This is a genomic window from Kitasatospora sp. NPDC003701 (genome assembly GCF_053587085.1).
Genome location: NZ_JBSFNM010000063.1, coordinates 21,364 through 40,751, shown reverse-complemented (window position 1 = coordinate 40,751; position 19,388 = coordinate 21,364). Strand labels below are relative to the sequence as shown.

General features: G+C 73.2%; 13 protein-coding genes. 5 read left to right on the top strand and 8 right to left on the bottom strand.

Annotated elements, in window-relative coordinates:
- Nucleotides 1-8 precede the first annotated feature (8 nt).
- Nucleotides 9-4,268, bottom strand: a complete 4,260-nt coding sequence (locus ACWDRR_RS36815) for a polymorphic toxin-type HINT domain-containing protein (RefSeq protein ID WP_449776632.1) — start codon at nucleotides 4,266-4,268, stop codon at nucleotides 9-11.
- Nucleotides 4,269-5,554: 1,286 nt separating this feature from the next.
- Here ACWDRR_RS36815 and ACWDRR_RS36810 point away from each other — a divergent pair.
- Entirely contained in the window at nucleotides 5,555-6,121 is a 567-nt protein-coding gene (locus tag ACWDRR_RS36810; protein WP_449776631.1) for an SMI1/KNR4 family protein, read from the top strand.
- 1,117 nt (nucleotides 6,122-7,238) lie between these two features.
- Entirely contained in the window at nucleotides 7,239-7,559 is a 321-nt protein-coding gene (locus ACWDRR_RS36805) for a hypothetical protein (RefSeq protein ID WP_449776630.1), read from the top strand.
- A gap of 763 nt (nucleotides 7,560-8,322) precedes the next feature.
- Here the strand turns inward: ACWDRR_RS36805 and ACWDRR_RS36800 are convergent.
- Nucleotides 8,323-8,676 carry a beta/gamma crystallin domain-containing protein gene (locus ACWDRR_RS36800; protein ID WP_449776629.1) on the bottom strand — a complete coding sequence of 118 codons (354 nt, stop codon included), beginning with the start codon at nucleotides 8,674-8,676 and terminating at the stop codon, nucleotides 8,323-8,325.
- An 836-nt stretch (nucleotides 8,677-9,512) separates the two neighbouring features.
- On the opposite strand from ACWDRR_RS36800, the gene ACWDRR_RS36795 reads away from it, so the two are divergent.
- Nucleotides 9,513-10,043, top strand: a complete 531-nt coding sequence (locus ACWDRR_RS36795) for an EF-hand domain-containing protein (RefSeq protein WP_449776628.1) — start codon at nucleotides 9,513-9,515, stop codon at nucleotides 10,041-10,043.
- 192 nt (nucleotides 10,044-10,235) lie between these two features.
- On the opposite strand, the gene ACWDRR_RS36790 is transcribed toward ACWDRR_RS36795, so the two are convergent.
- Nucleotides 10,236-11,852, bottom strand: a complete 1,617-nt coding sequence (locus ACWDRR_RS36790; RefSeq protein ID WP_449776627.1) for a serine/threonine-protein kinase — start codon at nucleotides 11,850-11,852, stop codon at nucleotides 10,236-10,238.
- 382 nt (nucleotides 11,853-12,234) lie between these two features.
- Here ACWDRR_RS36790 and sigK point away from each other — a divergent pair, with 382 nt between their 5' ends.
- Both sigK and ACWDRR_RS36780 read left to right on the top strand, forming a co-directional pair.
- Complete coding sequence (gene sigK / locus ACWDRR_RS36785; RefSeq protein WP_449776626.1) at nucleotides 12,235-12,816, top strand: ECF RNA polymerase sigma factor SigK; 582 nt, start codon at nucleotides 12,235-12,237, stop codon at nucleotides 12,814-12,816.
- A complete protein-coding gene (locus tag ACWDRR_RS36780; RefSeq protein WP_449776625.1) occupies nucleotides 12,813-13,562 on the top strand; it encodes an anti-sigma factor in 750 nt (249 codons plus the stop codon). Before sigK ends, ACWDRR_RS36780 begins: the two co-directional genes overlap by 4 nt.
- A 140-nt stretch (nucleotides 13,563-13,702) precedes the next feature.
- On the opposite strand, the gene ACWDRR_RS36775 is transcribed toward ACWDRR_RS36780, so the two are convergent.
- From ACWDRR_RS36775 to ACWDRR_RS36755, 5 genes are read right to left on the bottom strand one after another with little or no spacing between them, the layout of a single operon-like run.
- Entirely contained in the window at nucleotides 13,703-15,016 is a 1,314-nt protein-coding gene (locus ACWDRR_RS36775; protein ID WP_449776624.1) for a cryptochrome/photolyase family protein, read from the bottom strand.
- Nucleotides 15,013-15,852, bottom strand: a complete 840-nt coding sequence (locus ACWDRR_RS36770) for a DUF1295 domain-containing protein (protein WP_449776623.1) — start codon at nucleotides 15,850-15,852, stop codon at nucleotides 15,013-15,015. Before ACWDRR_RS36770 ends, ACWDRR_RS36775 begins: the two co-directional genes overlap by 4 nt.
- Nucleotides 15,849-17,135, bottom strand: a complete 1,287-nt coding sequence (locus ACWDRR_RS36765) for a class I SAM-dependent methyltransferase (protein ID WP_449776622.1) — start codon at nucleotides 17,133-17,135, stop codon at nucleotides 15,849-15,851. Before ACWDRR_RS36765 ends, ACWDRR_RS36770 begins: the two co-directional genes overlap by 4 nt.
- Complete coding sequence (locus ACWDRR_RS36760) at nucleotides 17,132-17,980, bottom strand: DUF1365 domain-containing protein (protein ID WP_449776621.1); 849 nt, start codon at nucleotides 17,978-17,980, stop codon at nucleotides 17,132-17,134. Before ACWDRR_RS36760 ends, ACWDRR_RS36765 begins: the two co-directional genes overlap by 4 nt.
- Complete coding sequence (locus tag ACWDRR_RS36755; protein WP_449776620.1) at nucleotides 17,977-19,305, bottom strand: NAD(P)/FAD-dependent oxidoreductase; 1,329 nt, start codon at nucleotides 19,303-19,305, stop codon at nucleotides 17,977-17,979. The genes ACWDRR_RS36760 and ACWDRR_RS36755 overlap by 4 nt, the downstream gene beginning before the upstream one ends.
- Nucleotides 19,306-19,388: the final 83 nt, after the last annotated feature.

Genomic DNA, 19,388 nt, shown 5'->3' with positions numbered 1-19,388 from the left:
GTCACCTGTCATTCCGGCCAGAAGATCACCTGGACGGAGGTGTAGTTGCCCCTGCTGCCGACGAGTTCCACGACCTCGACCCGTGTGTACTTGTGCGGCCAGCCGTCGCGTCCCGCCATCTTGCCGGTGAACGTCCCGCGCGCCGCTTCCCCGTTGGATAGGAACGGATTGTCGCGCAGCAGCTGGTTGAACGTGTCCAGGTTGGCCCGCAGGTCGCGCGAGTTGTCCCAGATGCCCTGGATGCCCTTGACCCGGTCGCCGAAGTACTGCATGGCCGCCGTGAACTGGTCGCCGCCCTTCGGCACGCCGGGGAGGTCCGGCGCGCGGATCGCCATCTCGACCACGCCGTCGTCGTTGATCGTCGCCGTGGTGCCCTGCTCCGAGAGGTTGCCCCCGTACGACTGGCGGTACCAGCGGGGGCCGCACTGAGGCGGGGGCGGTCCCTGGTTGTGGACCAGGACCGGGGTTCCACCGGCCAGCACGTAGTACGTGTGGATGTCCTGGACGGTCAGGTTGTAGGCGGGCTGGAGCGCCTGCCGGTGGGTGGCGCCGTCGACCGTCGCGCTCCGGCCGCCGGTGGTCCGCAGGCTGTCGCCCGGCCTCAGGTCGGCCGCGGCCAGCCACGCCTTCCGGCTGTCCGACCAGAACGGGTGGTTGTCGGTCGCGGTGAGGGTGCCGGTCGTGCGGCCGGGCGAGCGGACCGTCAGTTTCGTGAAGTCGCGGTCGTCGGGGGTCAGGATGGTGGCCTCGACCCGGTGGCCCCCGGTCAAGCCGGACTCCGGGTCGGTCGCCAGGACCTCGTCGCCGGTCCTGACCAGTTCGATCGGCCTGGTGGAGCCGTCGGCCAGCAGGACCTCGGTGCCGGCCGGGAAGCTGTGCGAGATCCGGCACCGGATCGCGTCCGGGAGGTGGTCGTTCAGGAACTTCCCGAACTTGTCGACCAGGCCGCGGACGCTCTTGTCGCCCACCCCGATGTCGAGGAACTTGTCGATCTGTTCGCCCACCGCGTCCCGGGCGTTCTGGCACTGCGGCGCCTTCGACTTGGCGTCACCCGTGATCTTGCCCCAGAAGCACTGGGAGCCTTCGGTGACGAGGGTCGGGACGGTGTCGAGGAAGAGCGTCGAGTAGAAGGAACCGACCGAGCCGAGGAGGGGGAAGAGGGCGCCGTAGAAGTCGCCGTACTTGTCGAACATCCACTGGTAGGCGTTGCCGTAGAACTCGAGCACCCGCTGGACCGGCGACAGCCAGTCCCAGTCGACGTTCCAGTCCCAGCCGTCCTTGTCGCCCGGGCGGCGCTTGTCCTTGGTGGCGTCGTCGACGGTCTTCTTGTCGTCCGCCTCCTGCTGGGCCTGCTTCACCGGGTCCCGCAGCTCCAGCTCGCGCGCCAGCATCTGCGCGACGTACTCGGCCAGTGCCTTGGCGCCGTACGCCTCGTACGCGCCGATGGCCGCCTCCGCGGCGGCCTGCGCGTCCCGGCCCGCCGCAGCGGCCGAGGCCCGGGCCGCCGCCGCGGCCGAGTACGCCGACTTCGCGGAGCCACGCGCGGCCTGCGCCGACTTCTCGGCCTTGAACGACGAGTAGTCCGCCCTGGCCGCGTCCTTCTGGGCCGACTCCTGCGCTGCCGTCGCCGACCTGGCCGCCTGGGTGGCCCGGTCCGCGCTGGTCCCGGCCTGCGCGGCCTTCTCCTGCGCCTGGGCCGAGTACGTCGCCGCCGTCTGCGCCGACTGCTGGGCCTGGGCGGCCCAGTTCGCCGCCTCCTGCTGCGCGTTGTCGGCCACCGCCGCCGCGTACGCGGCCTCCGCCGCGGCCTGCTCGGCCAGCGCCGTCGCCGCCACGCCCTCGGCGATCAGCCGCTGGACGTCCGCGACGTGCGCGGCGGCGAGCTGGTCCTTGCGGTCGGCGATGTACTGCCCGGTGGCGATGAAGGCGTGCAGCGCCTGCGGCGGGCTCTGCAGCGCGATCCGGGCGGCCGCGTCCAGCTCCGGGCCCGCGCCGTTGCGCAGCTGGGCCGCCTTGACCTGGTCGTCGGCGATCTGCGCGGCGAACCGGCCGCCGCCGAGGTACTCCCGCAGCGCGTCCACCGTGCCCGCGTTGAGCACGGCCCGCGCCGCCGCCTGCACGCTCGGTCCGGCGTCGTTCATCGACTGTGCGACGGCCACCTGGTAGTCGGCGGTCGCCGCCGCGTACTGGCCGGTCGCCAGGAACGTCCTGACCGCCGCGTCGTCGCCCCGCAGCGCGGTCGCCGCGGCCGAACGCACCGTCGGCATCTCGGACTCGCCCGCCAGTGACGCCACCCTGGCGCGCTCGTCGAGGGCGATGCCCTTCTGGCGGCCGGTGCGGACGAACTCCAGCACCGCCGCGTCCGTGCCCGACAGCGCGGTCCGGGCGGCCGCGGCCTCCCAGGTGCCGGCGATCTGCACCGACAACAGCGCCAGCTTGCGCCCGTCGGTGACGATCCCGGCGTTGTCCGGGTTCGGCTGTGCCAGCGCCGCCGCGAGCCGGGTGGCCTCGTCGGAGACCCGGCGGACCTCCTGGACGGCCTGCCCGGCCCGGGTCCGCTCGTCCTCGAACGCGGCCTTGGCGTCCTGCGCCCTCTCGACCGCCGCGGCCGTGCGGCTCGCCAGCTCCTCCGCCTCGGCGCGCCGCGCGACGTCCTGGATCTGGGTGGCCCGCTGGGTGGCCTCCTTGGCCCGGGCCGCCGCGTTCCTCGCCTCCGTGGCATGGGCGCCGGCCACCGCCGCGGCCTGGCCGGCCTCCGTCGCGTGCTCGGCCGCGTCGGCGGCCGCCTGGGCGGCGGCCCGCGCGTGCGCGGCAGCCGAAGCCGCGTACGTCTTCGACTCGGCCGCGGCCTGCCCGGCGTCCTTCGCCAGCGCCTTCGCCGCGGTCGCGGAGCGGGTCGCCTCCTGGGCGTGCCGACGCGTCGCCGCCGCCGCCTGCGTGGCCTTCGCCGACTGGGACGTCGCCTGCGAGGCGAACCCGCCCGCCTGCTCGGCCGATCCGGCCGCCGCGAGGGCGTGACTGCCCGCCTTGTACGCCGCGTCCGCCGCGTCCTCGCTGCGAGCACTGGCCGTGACGGCCTCGTCGAGTGCCTTCCCGGCGGTCTCGACCGCGATCGCCACGGCCTCGGCGTCCCGGGCGGCCTCGGCCGCGAGCGCCGCCTTGCTGCGGTCGGTGGCCGCGGCGGCGGCGGCCTTGCGGGCCCGTGCGGCCGCCTGCTCCGCGCCACCGGCCGCGTACGCGGCCTGGGCGGCCGCACTCGCCGCCGTCCGGGCGGTGTTGCCGGCCGCCCGGGCCGCCTGGATCGCCGTCTGGGCGGCCCCGGCCGCCCGGGTGGACGCCTCGGCGGCCCGCTCGGCGGCGGCGCCTGCCTTGGAGGTGTCCTGCTGTGCGGCCTGGGTCTCGGCCGCGGCGCGTGCCGCGTCCTCCTTGGCCTGCTGCGCGGCGGCCACGGCCTGCGCGGACGCGGCCTTCGCGGCCTCGTTCTCGCGGACCGCCTGCGCCGACGCCTCCTTGGCCTGCTGCACGAGCTGCGCGACGCTCGTCCGTTCGGCGTCCCGGGCGCGTGCGACGTGCTGGCCGACCTTCAGGAACTCGCGGACGTCGTCGATGGTGCCGTTGAGCGCCAGCCTGGCGGCCGCCTGGGTGTTGGGCCCGCCGATGTCGAAGATCTGGACCAGCTTGACCCGGTCGTCGGCGTCGCGCGCCGCGAACTGGCCCTCGGCCAGGAACGTCCGCAGCTCCTCGACACTGCCGTTGAGCGCCTTGCGTCCGGCCGCCTGAAGGCCGGGGTCGGCGCCGTTCAGCATCTGTGACACCTGGAGCTGCTGGTCACCCACCAGGGCCTGTTCCCAGCCCCCGCCCAGGAAGAACCGCAGGTCCTCGGCGGTGCCGTTGAGTGCCGCGCGCGCGGCCTCCTGGACCCCGGGGCCGGCCGCGGCCTGGATCCGCGCCACCTGCACCTGGTTGTCCTGCACCTCGGCCGGCAGCCGGCCCGACGCGAGGAAGGCGGTGACCTCCGCGTCCCCGGCGAGCAGCGCCGCCGCCGCGGCGGCCTTGACCGCGGGTCCGCCGTTCTCCCAGTGGCGGAGAACCATGGCCCGTTCCGTCGGGACCAGCTCGGCGGCCGGTTCGTCCGCCGCCGCCGGGCCCGCCGCACCCACCAGGCCGGCCACCAGTGCGAGCGGCAGCAGCCGCAGACTCGCCGAACCGAGGACGCGGTCGCGCCACCACCTCCCTCGCCGTGTCCGGCCGAACAATATGGCACCCATCGAATCCCCTTCACCAGTCGTCCACGACCAACACCGGTCGTCGGGAGCCTATCTGGCGGAGAATTGGACGAAGCACCGGGTCAAGCCATTCCCGGCGGCGCGTTCTGGACTTCCGAATCCCCCTCATGTCGGACATAGGGTGACGCTTTACAACCTCGTCATCCCAGCCCGGTACGCCCGAGTTGACGGTCTGTCGACGGCCGGGACAATTTCCGAAGCCCCTTCCCGGGGACACGGAGGCATGCCCTGGGGCGCGGTATCGATCTGCCAGGATTCCCGAGGAGAATCACGGTTCAACCACGAAGGAACGGAAGATGACCAAACGTCTTTCCCTTCGGATTGCGGCGGGTTCGTTCGCGACGGCCGCCGTTCTCGGCGGTTCCTCGCCCGCCGCCGCCGAGGCCCCGTGCCGCCCGCGCCCGCGGGTGACGCGGACACCCCGCCGCCCGCCGGCGAGGACTACGCGCGCCCGCCGACCTCGCCCCGTCCGGCTCCGAAGCCGCTGCGCGGGGACGGCCACATCCAGCTCGCCGACTGGAAGACGGCCACCCGGATCCAGGTGTTCAGCCGCGGGATCCCCAAGACCACCGGTAGGCCCGCGGTCTACTTCCGGGCCACCGGTACGACCGACCACCTCACGCTGGCGCTCCCGTACCCCGCGCCCCGCCGCGGCCAGGGCCGAACCGCCCAAGCCGCTCTTCGGCAAGACCGGGCCCTACACCGAACGCCCCGCCCCGCAAGCCGACTGGACGGCCCCCAACCCCCACGGCGCCCCCGACCCCAGCGCTGCCGCCTACGGCAGCGCCGACCTCCTCGTCCTCCTCGTCCTCGTCCCCAAGCCCCAGAGCTGCCTGGACCGCCGTCCGGCGGGATCCGACACCGATAGCAAGGACGGGACTGGAACTGGGGCGATCAAGTACGGGAACATGGAGTCCCGATGGGGCACCAGGCCTTGCTCGCTGCCACTTCATCGCGCGCGAGTTCGGCGGCCCCGGCGTCGCCCGGAACCTCGCGCCATGCTTCGGGTTTGGCGTGAACACCACGAAGTCAGCTATGCGAGGGTTCGAGGTGGACGTCGTCGGGGCGGCTATGAGGGACAAGGAAATTGTCGACTATTCAGTTACTCCGGTCTGCAAGACGCCTCGAGTCGAATTCCGATGGGATTCTTCATGGTTGCTATTGGGCAGTACGCTGGCGTCCAGGGGATCGGGATTTCAGGTACGTCCGCCATGAGAAGGTGGGAGTCAATGGAATCGTTCGGCTCGGCGATTGGGAAGGTGTAGTCTATGTCTCGCGCCATCGGCCACCTTGAGGCAATCATGGGGGTGCCCGGATATTCCCCGCTCGAGGTGCCATGGAATAAAGCCGTAGAGCGGCTCGGTTTCCCGTTTCCTTCGGACTATCGAGCGTTCATTGAACGATACGGGCCCGTCTGTTTTTCGGGCGATCTCGTTGTTGTATCCCCATCGTTCAGTCCTGATGTTCCCGATGAGGCCAGATTTGACGGTCTGTATCGGTTCAACCAGGATCTGAGTCAGATGATGGAGCAGTGGGGCGGGTGGTTTCCGGAGGTGGTCCGGCCTTACGGGCCGTTCCTGGCGCCAGGTGGCCTCATGAGTTGGGCCAGCAACACGTCTGCTGACTATTTCTGTTGGCACATGGTCGGATCTGATCCAGACCAATGGCCAGTTGTGGTGTGGCGGTACGGTGGAGACGAGATGAATCGATTCGACGGGGGAATGGCTGACTTCCTTGTGGCGGTCCTGAGGGGAGAGTTCCCTGACGCCGAGGAAATGATCGATCGGAACCTCGACCCTTGCCTCTGGAAGTCATTGCTCAGCGAGCGATACTGACGGGAACGCACCATGGCTGATCGGCCCTGGGCTGGAGGTCAGGTCCAGTAGAGCCTCGGGCTTCAATGAGAGGGATCGATGGCATTTACGGATTCGAGACCAGTGGACTCCGGAAGTCACGTGCCCGAACCCGGGGCCGACGAGTCCGGTGACTGGGTGGCAGTTGAGGCGCCGTGGGGGTTACCGCGCGACGGCGTCGTGCGGTAACCGGCGGGGGGAGATCGATCGTTCCCTCGACGGTCTCGCCCGCACCCGGGGTCTGAACGGTGACCGGTGTATCTCCCGATCTGTGAGGGGGTGGGGTGGTGTCAGCGGGTTGGGTGGCAGTGGGCTGGTTGAGGGGGGTGAGGGCTGTGGGTGAAGGCCAGCAGGTTCCAGCAACGGGAGGCCATCGAGCGGATCACCGAGCACCATTCCGGCGGCGGTCGCGCCCGGTCGACCCATCCGTCGGAGTCGAGCCACCACGACCGGGCGAGCGGGTAGGCGCGGATGTCGTCGTCATCCTCCGTGAGATCAGGACATCGCTCCAGGGGCGCGGCGACATAGGCCGCGATCTGCTTGGCAGGAGGGACGTCAGCCCTTCCGCGGCGATGTACTCGTTGTAAAGAGCGGTGAAGCACTGGCCTGCGGCAGCATCATCTGCAGGCTGGTCGCCTGGACCCGGATCGCCCGAGGCGGAGAGTGAATCCGACCAGATCGACTGAGACCGGGACCGGATCGCTGAAGGAGCGATTGCCGAGTTCTGTGGATGACGGCGTGGCTGGATGAGCGGTCTGAGTCTTCCTGGCCCGTCGGCCCTTCGGTGGGTGGTCGGCGGCTGGCCGGGCTGCCCGGTGCGGGGAAGAGTTCGGTCACCGAGGAGCTGGCACGGACGTTGGTCGCTCCGGTCGTGGCAGTGGATCCGATCGAGGCCGCGATGTGGCGTGCGGGGGTGGATCGGAGCCGACCGACCGGCCCTGCCGCGACCCGGCTGGCTTCGTCCTCGACGTCGAGGTCTAGGTCGAACGCCGTTGCTGGAAGCGGGACATGGTCGTCAATGTGGTGGGTGTGCTGGTCGTGGGGGTGGCCGTGGTGGGGGTGGTCGCGCTGTGAACCGGGAGCGGGCTATCTTCCCGCCATGGAGCCGTTGACGTTCGACTACGAGAGCCTGCATCTGCGCGTGGACCGGGGAGTGTTCGAACTGTTCGGCAGGGGCAGATCCGAGCTTCGGGTCCCACTGCGGTGGCTCGGGGCGCTGGTGCACTACAAGAAGCCCGACCGGCCCGGCCAGTTGTTCATCGGCACCGTACGCGACCCGGACGCCGCGCTCTACGGCACCGACCGGGCCGCCTTCTGGTACAGCACCTCGCCCGAGTTCCGGGTACCGCCCGGCGACGAGCCGTTGTTTCGCGCGTACTTCGCCGAGGTGGCCGCGCTCGCCGACCGGAGAGTGGTCTGACGTGGCAGCGGCGGAGCCGAGGATGTTCCGGCACGAGCGTCCGTACATCCACGTCGACCGGGGACCGGCGAGGAGTTCCGGCGCGGCAACGTCATCGGGCCGCACCGCTGCCCGCCGGCCCGGGTGACGGTGTACGCCGGGGGAGCGCCGGGGCGGCTGGACCTGGCTGCCGGCTGATCCGGAACGGCAGCGCGGTGCCCGCGTCGTGACCGTCGGGGCGGACCCGCGGGAGGTGCAGGTCGGACGGGCCGAAGACCGGCTCGATCCGTCGCCCGGTCGGCACAGGGTCGACCTGGGAGCGGTTGTCGTGCGGGGGACCAGGCCGGTCTTGGCGACGGCGCGGTGCTCGGACCAGCGCAACTCCGCCGTGAGGTCTGTCGGGGCCGGCACCGGGAGCGGGACGCCGGCCCTCCGGCGGTCGAGCGGGGTCATGGTGGTCTCGTAGCGAACCCCCACCCCTCACCGGGACCGAGCCCGGTGGAGACGGTGATCTCCCGGCCGGTGAGCTTGTCCTCGGCGAGCGTGCCCGGTGTCCTTGGGCGCCGGTCGAGTTGGAGGGCCGGACATCTCTCCGGGGGTGGTACCAGGTCTGGCGGGCCGCGGCAGCACAGGCCGGTGCCGGCCATGCCCGGGGGCGTGGCCGGCACCGGTGAGGCGGGCTGGAGCGAATTCACGTCACGAGATAATTCGACGGCGACTCAATTGGTGAGACTTGCGATGATGTGGCCGGGTGAATTCCGCGAGGGGTCGCTCCGCCGGTTCTTCAGAGGATCCGGATGGAGTTCACCTTCGGCGGGTGGTTCGGGAACCTGATGTCGGTCCAGCGGTTGATCCTCACCGAGTCGCCGTTGGCGTCGGAGTAGACCAGGTCGTTGTTCCCCGTGGAGATCCGGTCGACCCACCACCCGCCGAAGCCGATCGACCCGCCGTTCGCGTAGCAGTCGACGCTGTCACGGCCGTCGAGGTGCGACCAGATCTTCAGGAAGTCGTTGCGGTTCCCGTCGCACGCGACGTGGTCGATGGCGAAGGCATTGCCGGGCACGGCCACGGTGAGCGTGGCCGCCGCGGCGAAGGCCACAGCCATCGAGCCCACGACCTTCTTCGCGTTCGAGAACATGGATCCTCCCCAGTCAGATGAAATTACGAATTGCATTCCGCTGCACGACGAGTTTCAGTTGCGTCGTGCCCGATCAGTATCCAGACCGTTTCTGCGAGGGTCAATCGAACATACCTTGGCTCAACGTGTTCCAGGTCATTTCCATCCGGAATTTCCGCAAGGCGTGGGGTGCGTTGTTCTGGTGTGGCCCGAGAGGTTCCGGGGCCGGGCAGCTGGAACACCGACCGAAGGCCACCCGCCGACCGCTCTGACATGGGCAGACGGTGGGACCGCCGAACGCGCCGCACCGGTGCTCGGGGGCACGTGGCCGGAAGAGGGTGGCCGGCGAGTCAGTGGTGACCGATCGGTTGCCCTTGCCGGCGCCGGTTCTGTAGCGGGAGCGGCGTGCGAAGGGCGGCCGGTGGCCCGGCCCACCGCGGCGGTCGCCTCCGAGGCGTTGCCGTAGGCGGCCCCGGAGCCGGTGTTGAGGCCCGGTGCGCCCGGAAGACCGGGGGAGTGGGTGGTGGCCGGGGCGTAGGCCGTGGTGAGGTCGGTGCTGCCCGGTCGCCGCGCGCCGACCCGGCGTCCGGCCCCGGCGGATCGGTCGGTCAGCGGGGCGGGTGTGCAGACTGAAGGGCGCCGAGGGCGACAGCGGCCTCGGACGGGCGAGGCGGTCGGGGCGGTCGGGAGGTCGCCGGTCCGGGCCCGGGGACCACGACGTTGCTGAGGCCGTCGGCGAGGTGGTGCCGGTACGGCCGGTCGGACTTCGGGCGCCTCGGCGCGCGCCTGCCAGGCGCGTGGATCTCGCACCGTTAGCGTTCCGAGGCACGAGCCCCGGGCGAATGGACGGTGACGGGATGTCGGACGCGGCGAAGCGGCGGATCTTCTCGATGTTGGACGCCGATGGTGATGGCGTGATCTCACGGGACGAGTATCTCGCCCGGGTCGACCGCGCGGCGGCGGCCACCGGGCGCGGCGGCCTCGACCCCTTGGTCGAAGCGGCCCGCGAAGCCCACCGGGAGGTGTTCGGGCGGATGGACGCCGACGGGGACGGTCGTGTCAGCCTCGCCGAGTACAGCGGCTGGGCGGGTCACGACGCGTTCGAGGAGTTCTGCCGGCCGGCTCTCGGCTCGCTGTTCGACCTCGCCGACGCGGACGGCGACGGCCGCCTCGGCCGGGAGGAGTTCACCCGGCTGCGCGCGGCCACCGGCAATTCCGCCGACGGCGCCGCCGCCGCGTTCGAGGCCCTGGACGCCGCCGGTGACGGGCTGCTGGGCCGGGACGCCTACCTGGCCGCGATCCACGACTACCTGACCACCGGCACGTCCGCGATGGCCGACGCCTACCGCCACGGCGGGCTCGCCCGGCAGGGGGCGACAGCCCACTGACCCGGGGTGCACGTCGGCCGGCCGGATCCGAGGATCCGGCCGGCCGACGGCGTCCGTCGAGCCGCCGGGACGGCGGGCCGGTCGCGGTTCCTGCCCCGCGCGGTCCGAGGACCGGCTCCCCGTGCCGTCGGCAGCGGTCGGACGTGGAGTCGGTGGGTTGTCGCCCGGCCTTCCGGGCGCGGTCACTGGGTGCTACGGGCCGGCGATCAGCGCATCGTGTATATACCTCGCCACGTCCAGGCCGCGGGATCTCGCCTCCGAGGGCGCGGGGGCGGGCGGACCCGGGGTGTTGATGTTCACCTCGTAGGCCACCTGCACGAGCAGGTTGTCTATGCGGAACATCACGTGGGCGTAGCCGTAGTCCTTGCCCGTCGGGTTGGCCAGGCAGAGGTCGTCGGCGAAGTCCTGGAGTCGCGCGGCGCTCCCGTAGAAGGAGCCCGTGCGCTCCTTCTCGAAGGCCGCTGATCCGTAGGCGCCGGACGAGAACCGGAAGATGTCAACGTCGACCTCGGCGCCCCAGGGATGGTCGGACCAGTAGCCCTGCGTGGCCCATCGGCACGCGTGGGACTCCGAGATGCCGGTGAAGAGGCGGGCGCCGACCGCCTCATTCTCCTCCTTGCCGGTGTCCATGTCGGGAATGATGGCGCTGGACCGGCTGCCCACCGCGGCGCAGATCTTCGGAATTCCCTGGTAGCGCACGGCGACTGTCGGATCCGGGGTCGGCGTCCGTGTCGGAGTCGGCGTGGGTGTCGAGGTAGGTGTCGGACCGAGGGTCGCGGAGGTTGCGGCCGGGGAGCTCGCCGCGTCGGGCCGCTGCCCGGCGGAGCCGCGGTCGTGGAAGAGCACGTACGGGAAAGCGGCCGCGGCGAGCAGGAGGGGCGCCACGACCGCCACCACGGTTCTGCGCCGTGAGAGCCGGCCGGACGGTGGGTCGAGCGCTTCGGTGGGTAGGACTCTCGTCCGCGGTGGATCAGCAGGGGGTGTGATCTCGGTCGTGGTGACGGCGGCTCGCAGTCCCGCGTCGGCACCGGCCGTGTCGAGGCGCAGGCCGGGGTCTCGTGCCATCAGGCCCGCGATCGTCGGTGCCAGTACCCCCGCGCGCGTCATCGGCTCGGGGTCACGGGTCATGACCGCCGCGAGCACGGTCGCCACGTCGTCCGCGGTGAACGCGGGTCGTCCCTCGACGGCGAAGTAGAGCGTGGCGCCCAGAGACCACAGATCCGCCGCCGGACCCGGTGGGGCTCCGGCCAGCCGCTCCGGGGCGACATATCCGACGGTGCCGAGCAACGCCGTCGTCTGGGGAGCGGTCGCGCCGGTGACCGACGCGATGCCGAAGTCGGTGAGTACCGGTCGGCCCTTGTCGTCGAGCAGCACGTTCTGTGGTTTGACGTCGAGGTGCAGGACGCCCTCGTCGTGCGCCGCCGACAGCGCGTCGAGGAGCCGCGCGCCGACCTCGGCGGCCCGCTGCGGACTCAGCGGGCCGTTGGCCCGGACCTCTTGCTCCAGGGTCCGGCCGGCGACGAACCGCATGACGATCCACGGCTGTCCGTCCTCCTCGAGGACGTCATGAACCGCGACGATGCCCGGGTGCTCGAGGCGCGCGATCGCCCTGGCTTCACGCATCGCGCGTGCCCGCAGTCTGGCGTGCTCCTCGGCGTCGAGGCCATCCGGCAGGTGGAGCGCCTTGACCGCGACCGCGCGGTGCAGTTTCCGGTCGTACCCCCGCCAGACGGAGCCCATCCCGCCCGTGCCGATCGGCTCGTCCTCGAGCGCGTACCGACCGTCGGCGAGGCTCCTTTGTCCGCTCACGGCCAAACTCTACAACGGCTCGTGAAGCAGGGTGAGTTGTTGGCGAGACTGGGGTGGTGGGTGATGCTGCCGGGGCGAGGACCGCTCGCCCGTCGCCGGCTCCGGGAACGGTCACGTCCAGCCCGACGCGGCGGCGGACCGCGCCGCAGTCGACGGTGGTCGCAGCGACCGTCGGGACCGGCTCCCGCACCGACCGTCCGGAGCCGGCCCGCGCACCGGCCAATCCGCCGACCCGCCCGCTGCGAAGAACCCACGTGAAATCCGTACTGTGCGCCCGGCGGAGGCCGTGACCCGGCCCCTCAACGGTCGCGGGGAGTCCCGCGATGTCCGCCGCCCGCCGACCGGGGCCGCTGCCCGGCCACCGGACCGAACGGGTGGGCGGATGAGCGCCGTCGTTCACCTGCCCGCTCCCGCCGGGCCCGGCCCCGACCTGAAGGACCTCCTCGCCCGCGTCGCACGGGGCGACCGGGAGGCCTTCTCCCGCCTGTACGACGCGGTGGCCCGCCCGGTGCCGGGACTGGTCCGGCGGGTGCTGCGCGATCCGGCGCAGTCCGAGGAGGTCGCCCAGGAGGTGCTGCTCGACGTGTGGCGCGGCGCGGCCCGCTACCGCGCCGACCGGGGCGAGGTGGTGCGGTGGGTGCTGACCATCGCCCACCGGCGCGCGGTCGACGGGGCCCGCGCCGCCCGGGCCGCCGCCGACCGTGACCGGCGCGCTGCGGCGGTCTCGCGCACCCCGGACTCCGACGAGGTCGCGGTACAGGTCGAGGGCCGGCTGGAGCGCGAGCAGGTCCGGTGCTGCCTGCGGACGCTGACCGAACTGCGGCGCGAGGCGCTGACCCTGGCGTACTACCGCAGCTGCGCCGCCCCGGTCGCCGGGGTGCTCGGCGCACCGCTGGGCACGATCCGGACCCGGATGCGGGACGGCCTGATCCGCCTGTGCGACTGCCTGGGAGTGGGGGAGTGAACGCCGCCGACCTGCACACGCTGACCGGTGCCTACGCCGCGCACGCCCTCGACCCCGTCGAGAGCGCCGCGTTCGAGCGCCACCTCACCGACTGCCCGGTCTGCGCCCGGGAGGTGGCCGAGTTCGCCGCGACCCTGGCCAGACTCGGTTCCGCCGCGTTCGTGGTGCCCCCGGACGCCCTCAGGGTCCAGGTTCTGGCCGCGCTGCCCACAGTGCGGCAGGATGCTCCGCCGACCGCCCCGGTGCCCGGCGGGACGATCCGGTCCGGGCGCCGTCCGGGCGGCTGGACGAAGCTCGCGCTCGCCGCCTGCCTGGCCGCCGCGGCGGGCGCCGGCGGTCTGGCGGTGCAGCAGCACCGGCAGGCCGAGGAGGCCCGGGGGCGGGCGGCCGCGGTCCGGCAGGAGGCGGACCGGCTGGCCGGGCTGCTCACCGCGCCCGACACCCGCACGGCCACCGGGGCGGCGACGGGCGGGGCCGGCGCGGGCACCGTGGTGTGGTCCCGGGAGCGCGGACGGGTGGCGTTCCTCGCCTCCGGCCTGCCCGCCCCGGCCGCGGGTACCACCTACCAGCTGTGGTTCGACGACGCGGGCACGATGCGCGTCGCGGGGTTGCTCCCCGGCGGTGACGGTGTGCTCCTGCTGACCGGTCCGCTCGGCGGGGCGAGGGGCGTCGGCGTCACGGTGGAACCGGCCGGGGGCTCGGCGCGGCCCACGGCGGCGCCGGTGCTGCTCCTGCCGCTCACCTGAGTCGGTGGTGTCCGGCCCCCGACGGCCGGAACGCCACCTCGGAACGCCACCTCGGGACATCACCTCGGGACGCCGCCTCGGGACGCCGCCTCCCGACCCCGGGGCCGGCGAGGGACCAGCGAGGGCCCGGTGAGGGGCGATCAGGGGCGCCCGTGACGGAACCGGTCGCCCAGGAAGTCGGGGTCGACGATCGGCACCGGGTAGTCGCCGTCGAACAGCCAGGGGCGGTGGACGGAGGGCCCCGCGAGGTGGGCGAGTTCGGGCAGCCAGCGGCGCACGTAAGCCCCGTCGGGGTCGTAACGGTCGGCCTGGCGCAGCGGGTTGAGGATCCGGTTGGGCCGGGTGTCGGTGCCCGTCCCGGCCACCCACTGCCAGTTGAGCTGGTTGTTGGCGACGTCGCCGTCGACCAGCAGGGACAGGAAGTGGGCCGCGCCGATCCGCCAGTCCAGGTACAGGTTCTTGGTGAGGAAGCTCGCGGTGATCAGCCTGGCACGGTTGTGCATCCAGCCCTCGTGGGCGAGTTGGCGCATGCCGGCGTCGACGATCGGGTAGCCGGTGCGACCCTGCCGCCACGCCTGGGCCTCGTCCTCGTCGTGGTGCCAGCGGTCGTCCCGGTCGTGGTAGTCCCGGCGGGCGGCGTCGGGGCGGGCGGCGAGCACCTGGTGGTGGAAGTCGCGCCAGGCGAGCTGCCGGACGAAGGCCTGTGCGCCGGGGCCGTCGTGGCGCAGGGCACGGGTGACGAGCTCCGTCGGGGAGAGACAGCCGAAGTGCAGGTAGGGGGAGAGCCGGGAGGTGTCGTCGGCCGCGAGGTCGTCGTGGACGTCGGCGTAGGCGTCGACGTCCCACCGCCGCCACCGGGCCCGGGCCGCGGTCTCACCGCCGGGAGGCAGGGCCGGGGAGGTCGGGCCGTCGACGACCAGGGTGTCGCTGCCGATGCCGTCCGGCGTGCGGAGCGCCCTCGGCGCCCCCAGCACGGTACGGCGGGGCGCGGCCTGCCAGGCGCGGTGGTACGGGGTGAAGACCGTGTAGTGGTCGCGGCCGGCCGGGGTGATCCGGCCCGGCGGGACCACGGTCACGGAGGCGTCGTGGACGTGCAGGCGGTCGTCGAGGAGCTTGCGCAGCCGCACCTCCCGGCGGTGGGCGAAGCCGGTCACCCCGGCGGCGACGTGGACCGAGCCCGCGCCGGTCTCGGCGGCGAGCCGGGCCGTCTGTTCGGCGGCGTCGCCCCGGCGCACCGTCAGCCGGGAGCCGATGCCGCGCAGCGAGGCGTCCAGGTCGGTGAGGCAGTCGGCGAGGAACGCGTGCCGGTTGGGGGCCGCGAAGCCGGCGGCCTCGACGGCCGGGTCGGAGATGAACAGCGGGACGACCTGGTCGGCCGAGGTGCGGGCGGCGTGCAGCACGGGGTTGTCGTGCAGGCGCAGGTCCTGGGTGAAGAGGGCGATCGATACGGTCACGGGTGGTGCCTCGCGGGTGGTGCGGTCGGGGGTGTCGGGTGCCGGCGCGGTGGCAGGGGCAGGAATCCGCTGGTTCGGGCGGCGTACTCGGCCCAGCCCGGCCGTCGGGCGGAGAGGTGTCGCTCCAGCATCGGTTTCCCGCTGCCGAACGCGAGCAGGTAGGTCATCAGGAGCGGGCTGGGGACGAAGGCCCAGCCGACGGCGGCGTCGGCGGCGAGCAGGAACAGGCCCCACCAGACGCAGGCGTCGCCGAAGTAGTTGGGGTGGCGGGTCCAGCGCCACAGGCCGCGGTCCATGATCCGGCCCCGGTTGGCCGGGTCGGCCTTGAACCTGGCCAGCTGCCGGTCGCCCACCGTTTCGAAGGACAGGCCGACCGCCCACAGTGCGGTGCCCGTCCAGGCGACCGGTCCGGGCGGTCCGGGGAGGTACTGGGCGGCCTGGACCGGTAGGGAGACGAACCAGACCAGGGCCGCCTGGAGCAGGTAGACCGTCCGCAGCGCGTACCGGGTGCGGGCCGCGCCCTCGGGAGCGCGGGCGAGCATCCGGGCGTAGCGCGGGTCCTCGGGCTCGCCCCGGGCGCGCCACCAGAGGTGCGCGGACAGCCGCAGGCCCCAGACGGCGACGAGCACGGTGGCCAGCAGCCGTCGCCCGGGGTCGCCGTACCCGGCGGAGAGCGCGTAGCCGGTCAGCGCCACGGCCGTGAACGCCAGCCCCCAGGCGACGTCCACACCGCGGTGGCGCCCCGTGCGCAGACCGACGGCGAACGCGGCGAGCAGCACGGCGAGGGTGACGGCCGCGGTGACCGCGAGGTTCAGGCCGAAGGCGCCGGCGTTCACGGTGTCGCCCCGTCACGGGTCAGCAGCAGCTGCCGGACGTCGAGGTAGCCGGTGCGGAACCCGGCCTCCGAGTGGGCGAGGTACAGCTCCCAGGTGCGCCGGAACACCTCGTCGAAGCCGAGCTCCGCGAGCTGCGCCGACCGTGCGGCGAACCGCTCGCGCCACAGGCGCAGCGTCTCGGCGTAGTGCGGTCCGAACGCGTCGGCGCGGGCCACCCGTAGGCGGCTGTGCCGGGCGGCGGTCCCGGTGACGGCCTCCAGGGAGGGGATGAGGCCGCCGGGGAAGACGTACTTGAGGATCCAGGTGTGGGTGCGGCTGGCAGCGAGCATCCGGGCGTGGGGCATGGTGATCGTCTGCAGGGCGACGCGGCCGCCGGGGGCCAGGACGCGGTCGAGGGTGGCGAAGTACTCCGGCCAGAAGGGTCGCCCGACGGCCTCGATCATCTCCACGCTGACCACGGCGTCGTACCGGCCCTCGGCGGCCCGGTAGTCGCACAGCCGGACCTCGGCCCGCCCGCCCTTCCCCGCTTCGGCGATCCGGCGGCGGGCGAGGACGAGCTGCTCCTCGGAGAGGGTGAGGCTGACCACCCGCGCACCGCGGGCGGCGGCGCGCAGCGCGAGTTCGCCCCAGCCGGTGCCGATCTCCAGCAGCCTGGTGCCCGGGCCGACCCGGGCCAGGTCGAGCAGGCGGTCGATCTTGCGGTGCTGGGCGGCGGGCAGCGCGTCCCAGGCGGCCTGCGGGGTGCCGTCGGACGCGGTGGGGAAGAGCGCCGAGGAGTAGGTCATCGTCGGGTCGAGGAACAGGGCGAACAGGTCGTTGGACAGGTCGTAGTGGCGGTGGACGTTGCGCCGGGCGTTCGTGACGGTGGGGAGCTCCGCCGCCGGCGGTCGGCGGACGTAGAGCCGCCGCAACCAGTGCGTGCCGCGCGGCACCAGGGTCTCCGGTGCGGCGGCCAGCGCGGTGAGCAGCGCGACCAGGTCCGGGCTGTCCCAGTCGCCGGCCTGGTAGGACTCGCCGAAGCCGATCAGTCCGCCCTCGCCGACCCGGTGCAGGAAGTCCCCGGGGCGGTGCAGCCGCAGCACCGGCGCACCGGGGGGCGCGGACCGCGGGGTGCGGCCGCCGGGGAGTTCGACGCGCAGGTCGCGCAGGTCCGCCGCCCGCCGCAGCAACCGCCCGGCCGCGGCGGCGCGCAGCGGTGCGCGCGGCACCCGGGCGACGTCCGGCCAGCGAGCGGGGTCGACGACCGGCAGCGGCCCGGCACCGGTGGAGACCGTGGTCGTCATGGGAGGTGTGCCTCTCTTCTGGACGGTGGGGTGTCGACGTCGGTGGCACCGGCGGAGGTGTCGGTCCGGGGGCGGGGATGGACGGGCAGTCCGCCGAGCCACAGCAGGATCCCCCGGAAGCGGATGTGCAGGCTGACGGCCCAGGTGGCGAACGGGTGGGTGAGCGCGGCGCGCAGCAGGGCCGCGGGGCCGGCCGGTCGCGCGGTGCCGTGGACGGTCGCGGTGAAGGCGCGGGAGCCCCCGCGCTCCAGATGGACGGTCAGGTGGAGCCGCTGCCCCGGCTCGGGCAGCACCATCCGGTAGTGGCCGTCGACGGGGAAGAACGGCGAGACGTAGAACTCCTTGGGTGTCCAGGCACGGCCCCCGGGATCCGGCGGCAGCAGGTAGCGGTGGCGGCCGCCGTAGGTGTTGTGCACCTCGGCGACCGTGCACAGCGGACGGCCGTCCTCGTCGTGGCACCAGTACACGGTCAGCGGGTTGAACACGTGCCCGAGCGCGCGGGCCTGGGTCAGCATCAGCACCCGTCCGCCGCCGAGCCGCAGGCCGTGGTCGGCGAGGAAGCGCTCCACGTCCCCCCGGATCGTCCGTGCCCCGGCGGCCGGCTCCGGTCCGGGCCGCGCTCCGCCGGGTGGCCCCGCTCCGGCGGCCGGCTCCGGTCCGTGGTCCTCGGGGCGGAACCGGGCCAGCGGTCGCAGCGGCCGGGGCACGGGCGGGAGGCGGTCGAGGTCCACCAGCCACAGGTAGCCGCGGTGGTGGAAGGCGGGCCGCCGGGGCGCGGTCCGCACATGGGTGGTGCGGGTGTCGTACAGGACGGCCCCCCAGCGGCCGGGCAGGGCGGCGGTCACGGCGCGTCCACCGCCAGCAGGGCGCGGGCCGCCTCCAGGCCGGAGCGGCAGCCGTCCTCGTGGAAGCCCCAACCGTGGTGGGCGCCCGCGAACGCCGTACGCCCGGTGGTGAGTTCGGGCAGCCGGCGTTGCGCGGCGACCGTGCGCGCGGTGTAGACGGGGTGCTCGTAGGTGGTGCGGGAGACGACCAGGCCCTCGGGGACGGGGCGCCGGCGGTCCTCGTTGAGGGTGACCAGGTAGTCCTCGGCGGTGTCCAGGCGCAGCAGCCGGTTGAGGTGGTAGCTGACCCGCACCCGGTCCGAGGGGGCGTCGCAGTCCGGCATCCGGTAGTTCCAGGAGGCGCGGGCCCGGCGGGCGGTGGGCAGGACGGTGGCGTCGCGGTGCAGCACGACCGGGTTGCGCGAGTACGCGAAGGCGCTGAGGACCTCCAACTCGGCGTCGGTCGGGTCGGCGAGCAGGTGCAGCGCCTGGTCGGCGTGGGTGGCGATCACCACGGCATCCACCTCGGTGCGGTCGCCGCGGCCGGACTGCACGGTGACGCCGTTGCGGTGGCGGCGCACCGAACGCACCGGGGTGGAGCGGTGCACGGCGGTCAGCCGTTCGGCGATCGCCTCGACGTAGCTGCGCGAGCCGCCGACCACGGTGCGCCAGGTCGGCGAACCGGTCACCGAGAGCATGCCGTGGTTGTCGAGGAACGCGAACAGGTACCGCGCCGGGTAGTCGCCCGCCAGGTCCGGCGCGCAGGACCACACGGCGGCGACCACCGGGGTCATGAAGTGGCTCACGAAGTACGGCGAGAAGCCCTCGGCGGCGAGGAAGTCGCGCAGGCTGGGTTCGCCCGCGGAGGGGTCGGCGAGCAGCCGCCGGGCACGCCGGTGGAAGCGGGGCACCTCGGCGAGCATCCGCAGGTACCGGCCACGCGTCAGGGTGTCGCGCCCGGCGAACAGCCCGGCCGGCCCGCTCGCGCCCGCGTACTCCAGCCCGCACCCGTCGCACCGCACGGACAGGCTCATCGCGCATGCGCGGGTGCGGACGCCGAGCTCCTCGAACAGTCGCACCAGGTGGGGGTAGGTCCGCTCGTTGTGGACCAGGAACCCGGTGTCCAGGGCCAGTGTCCGGCCGTCCGGTCCGTTGACGTCCTGGGTGTGCGCGTGGCCGCCGAGCCGGTCGTCGGCCTCGAACAGCTCGACCTCCACCCCGACCCGGGACAGCTCGTAGGCCGCGGTGAGGCCGGCCACGCCGGAACCGACCACCGCGACCCGGCGCCGGCGCGCACCGCCGTCGGGGGCCCGGCCCGCCGTCGTGGTGGACACGGTCGTGGACATCGTCACTGGAGCCCCTCCTGTCCGGGGCCGCACCTCGGCCCGCTCTCTCGCTGCATCGAACCTTCGGAGCCGTGCCGGACCCG

What these genes read in the sequence shown, in the direction of transcription:
- ACWDRR_RS36810 (WP_449776631.1), top strand. Translation starts at nt 5,555, where the DNA reads ATGTCTCGCGCCATCGGCCACCTTGAGGCAATCATGGGGGTGCCCGGA.
- ACWDRR_RS36800 (WP_449776629.1), bottom strand. Translation starts at nt 8,676, where the DNA reads ATGTTCTCGAACGCGAAGAAGGTCGTGGGCTCGATGGCTGTGGCCTTC.
- ACWDRR_RS36815 (WP_449776632.1), bottom strand. Translation starts at nt 4,268, where the DNA reads ATGGGTGCCATATTGTTCGGCCGGACACGGCGAGGGAGGTGGTGGCGC.
- sigK (WP_449776626.1), top strand. Translation starts at nt 12,235, where the DNA reads ATGAGCGCCGTCGTTCACCTGCCCGCTCCCGCCGGGCCCGGCCCCGAC.
- ACWDRR_RS36755 (WP_449776620.1), bottom strand. Translation starts at nt 19,305, where the DNA reads ATGTCCACGACCGTGTCCACCACGACGGCGGGCCGGGCCCCCGACGGC.
- ACWDRR_RS36765 (WP_449776622.1), bottom strand. Translation starts at nt 17,135, where the DNA reads ATGACGACCACGGTCTCCACCGGTGCCGGGCCGCTGCCGGTCGTCGAC.
- ACWDRR_RS36795 (WP_449776628.1), top strand. Translation starts at nt 9,513, where the DNA reads ATGTCGGACGCGGCGAAGCGGCGGATCTTCTCGATGTTGGACGCCGAT.
- ACWDRR_RS36805 (WP_449776630.1), top strand. Translation starts at nt 7,239, where the DNA reads ATGGAGCCGTTGACGTTCGACTACGAGAGCCTGCATCTGCGCGTGGAC.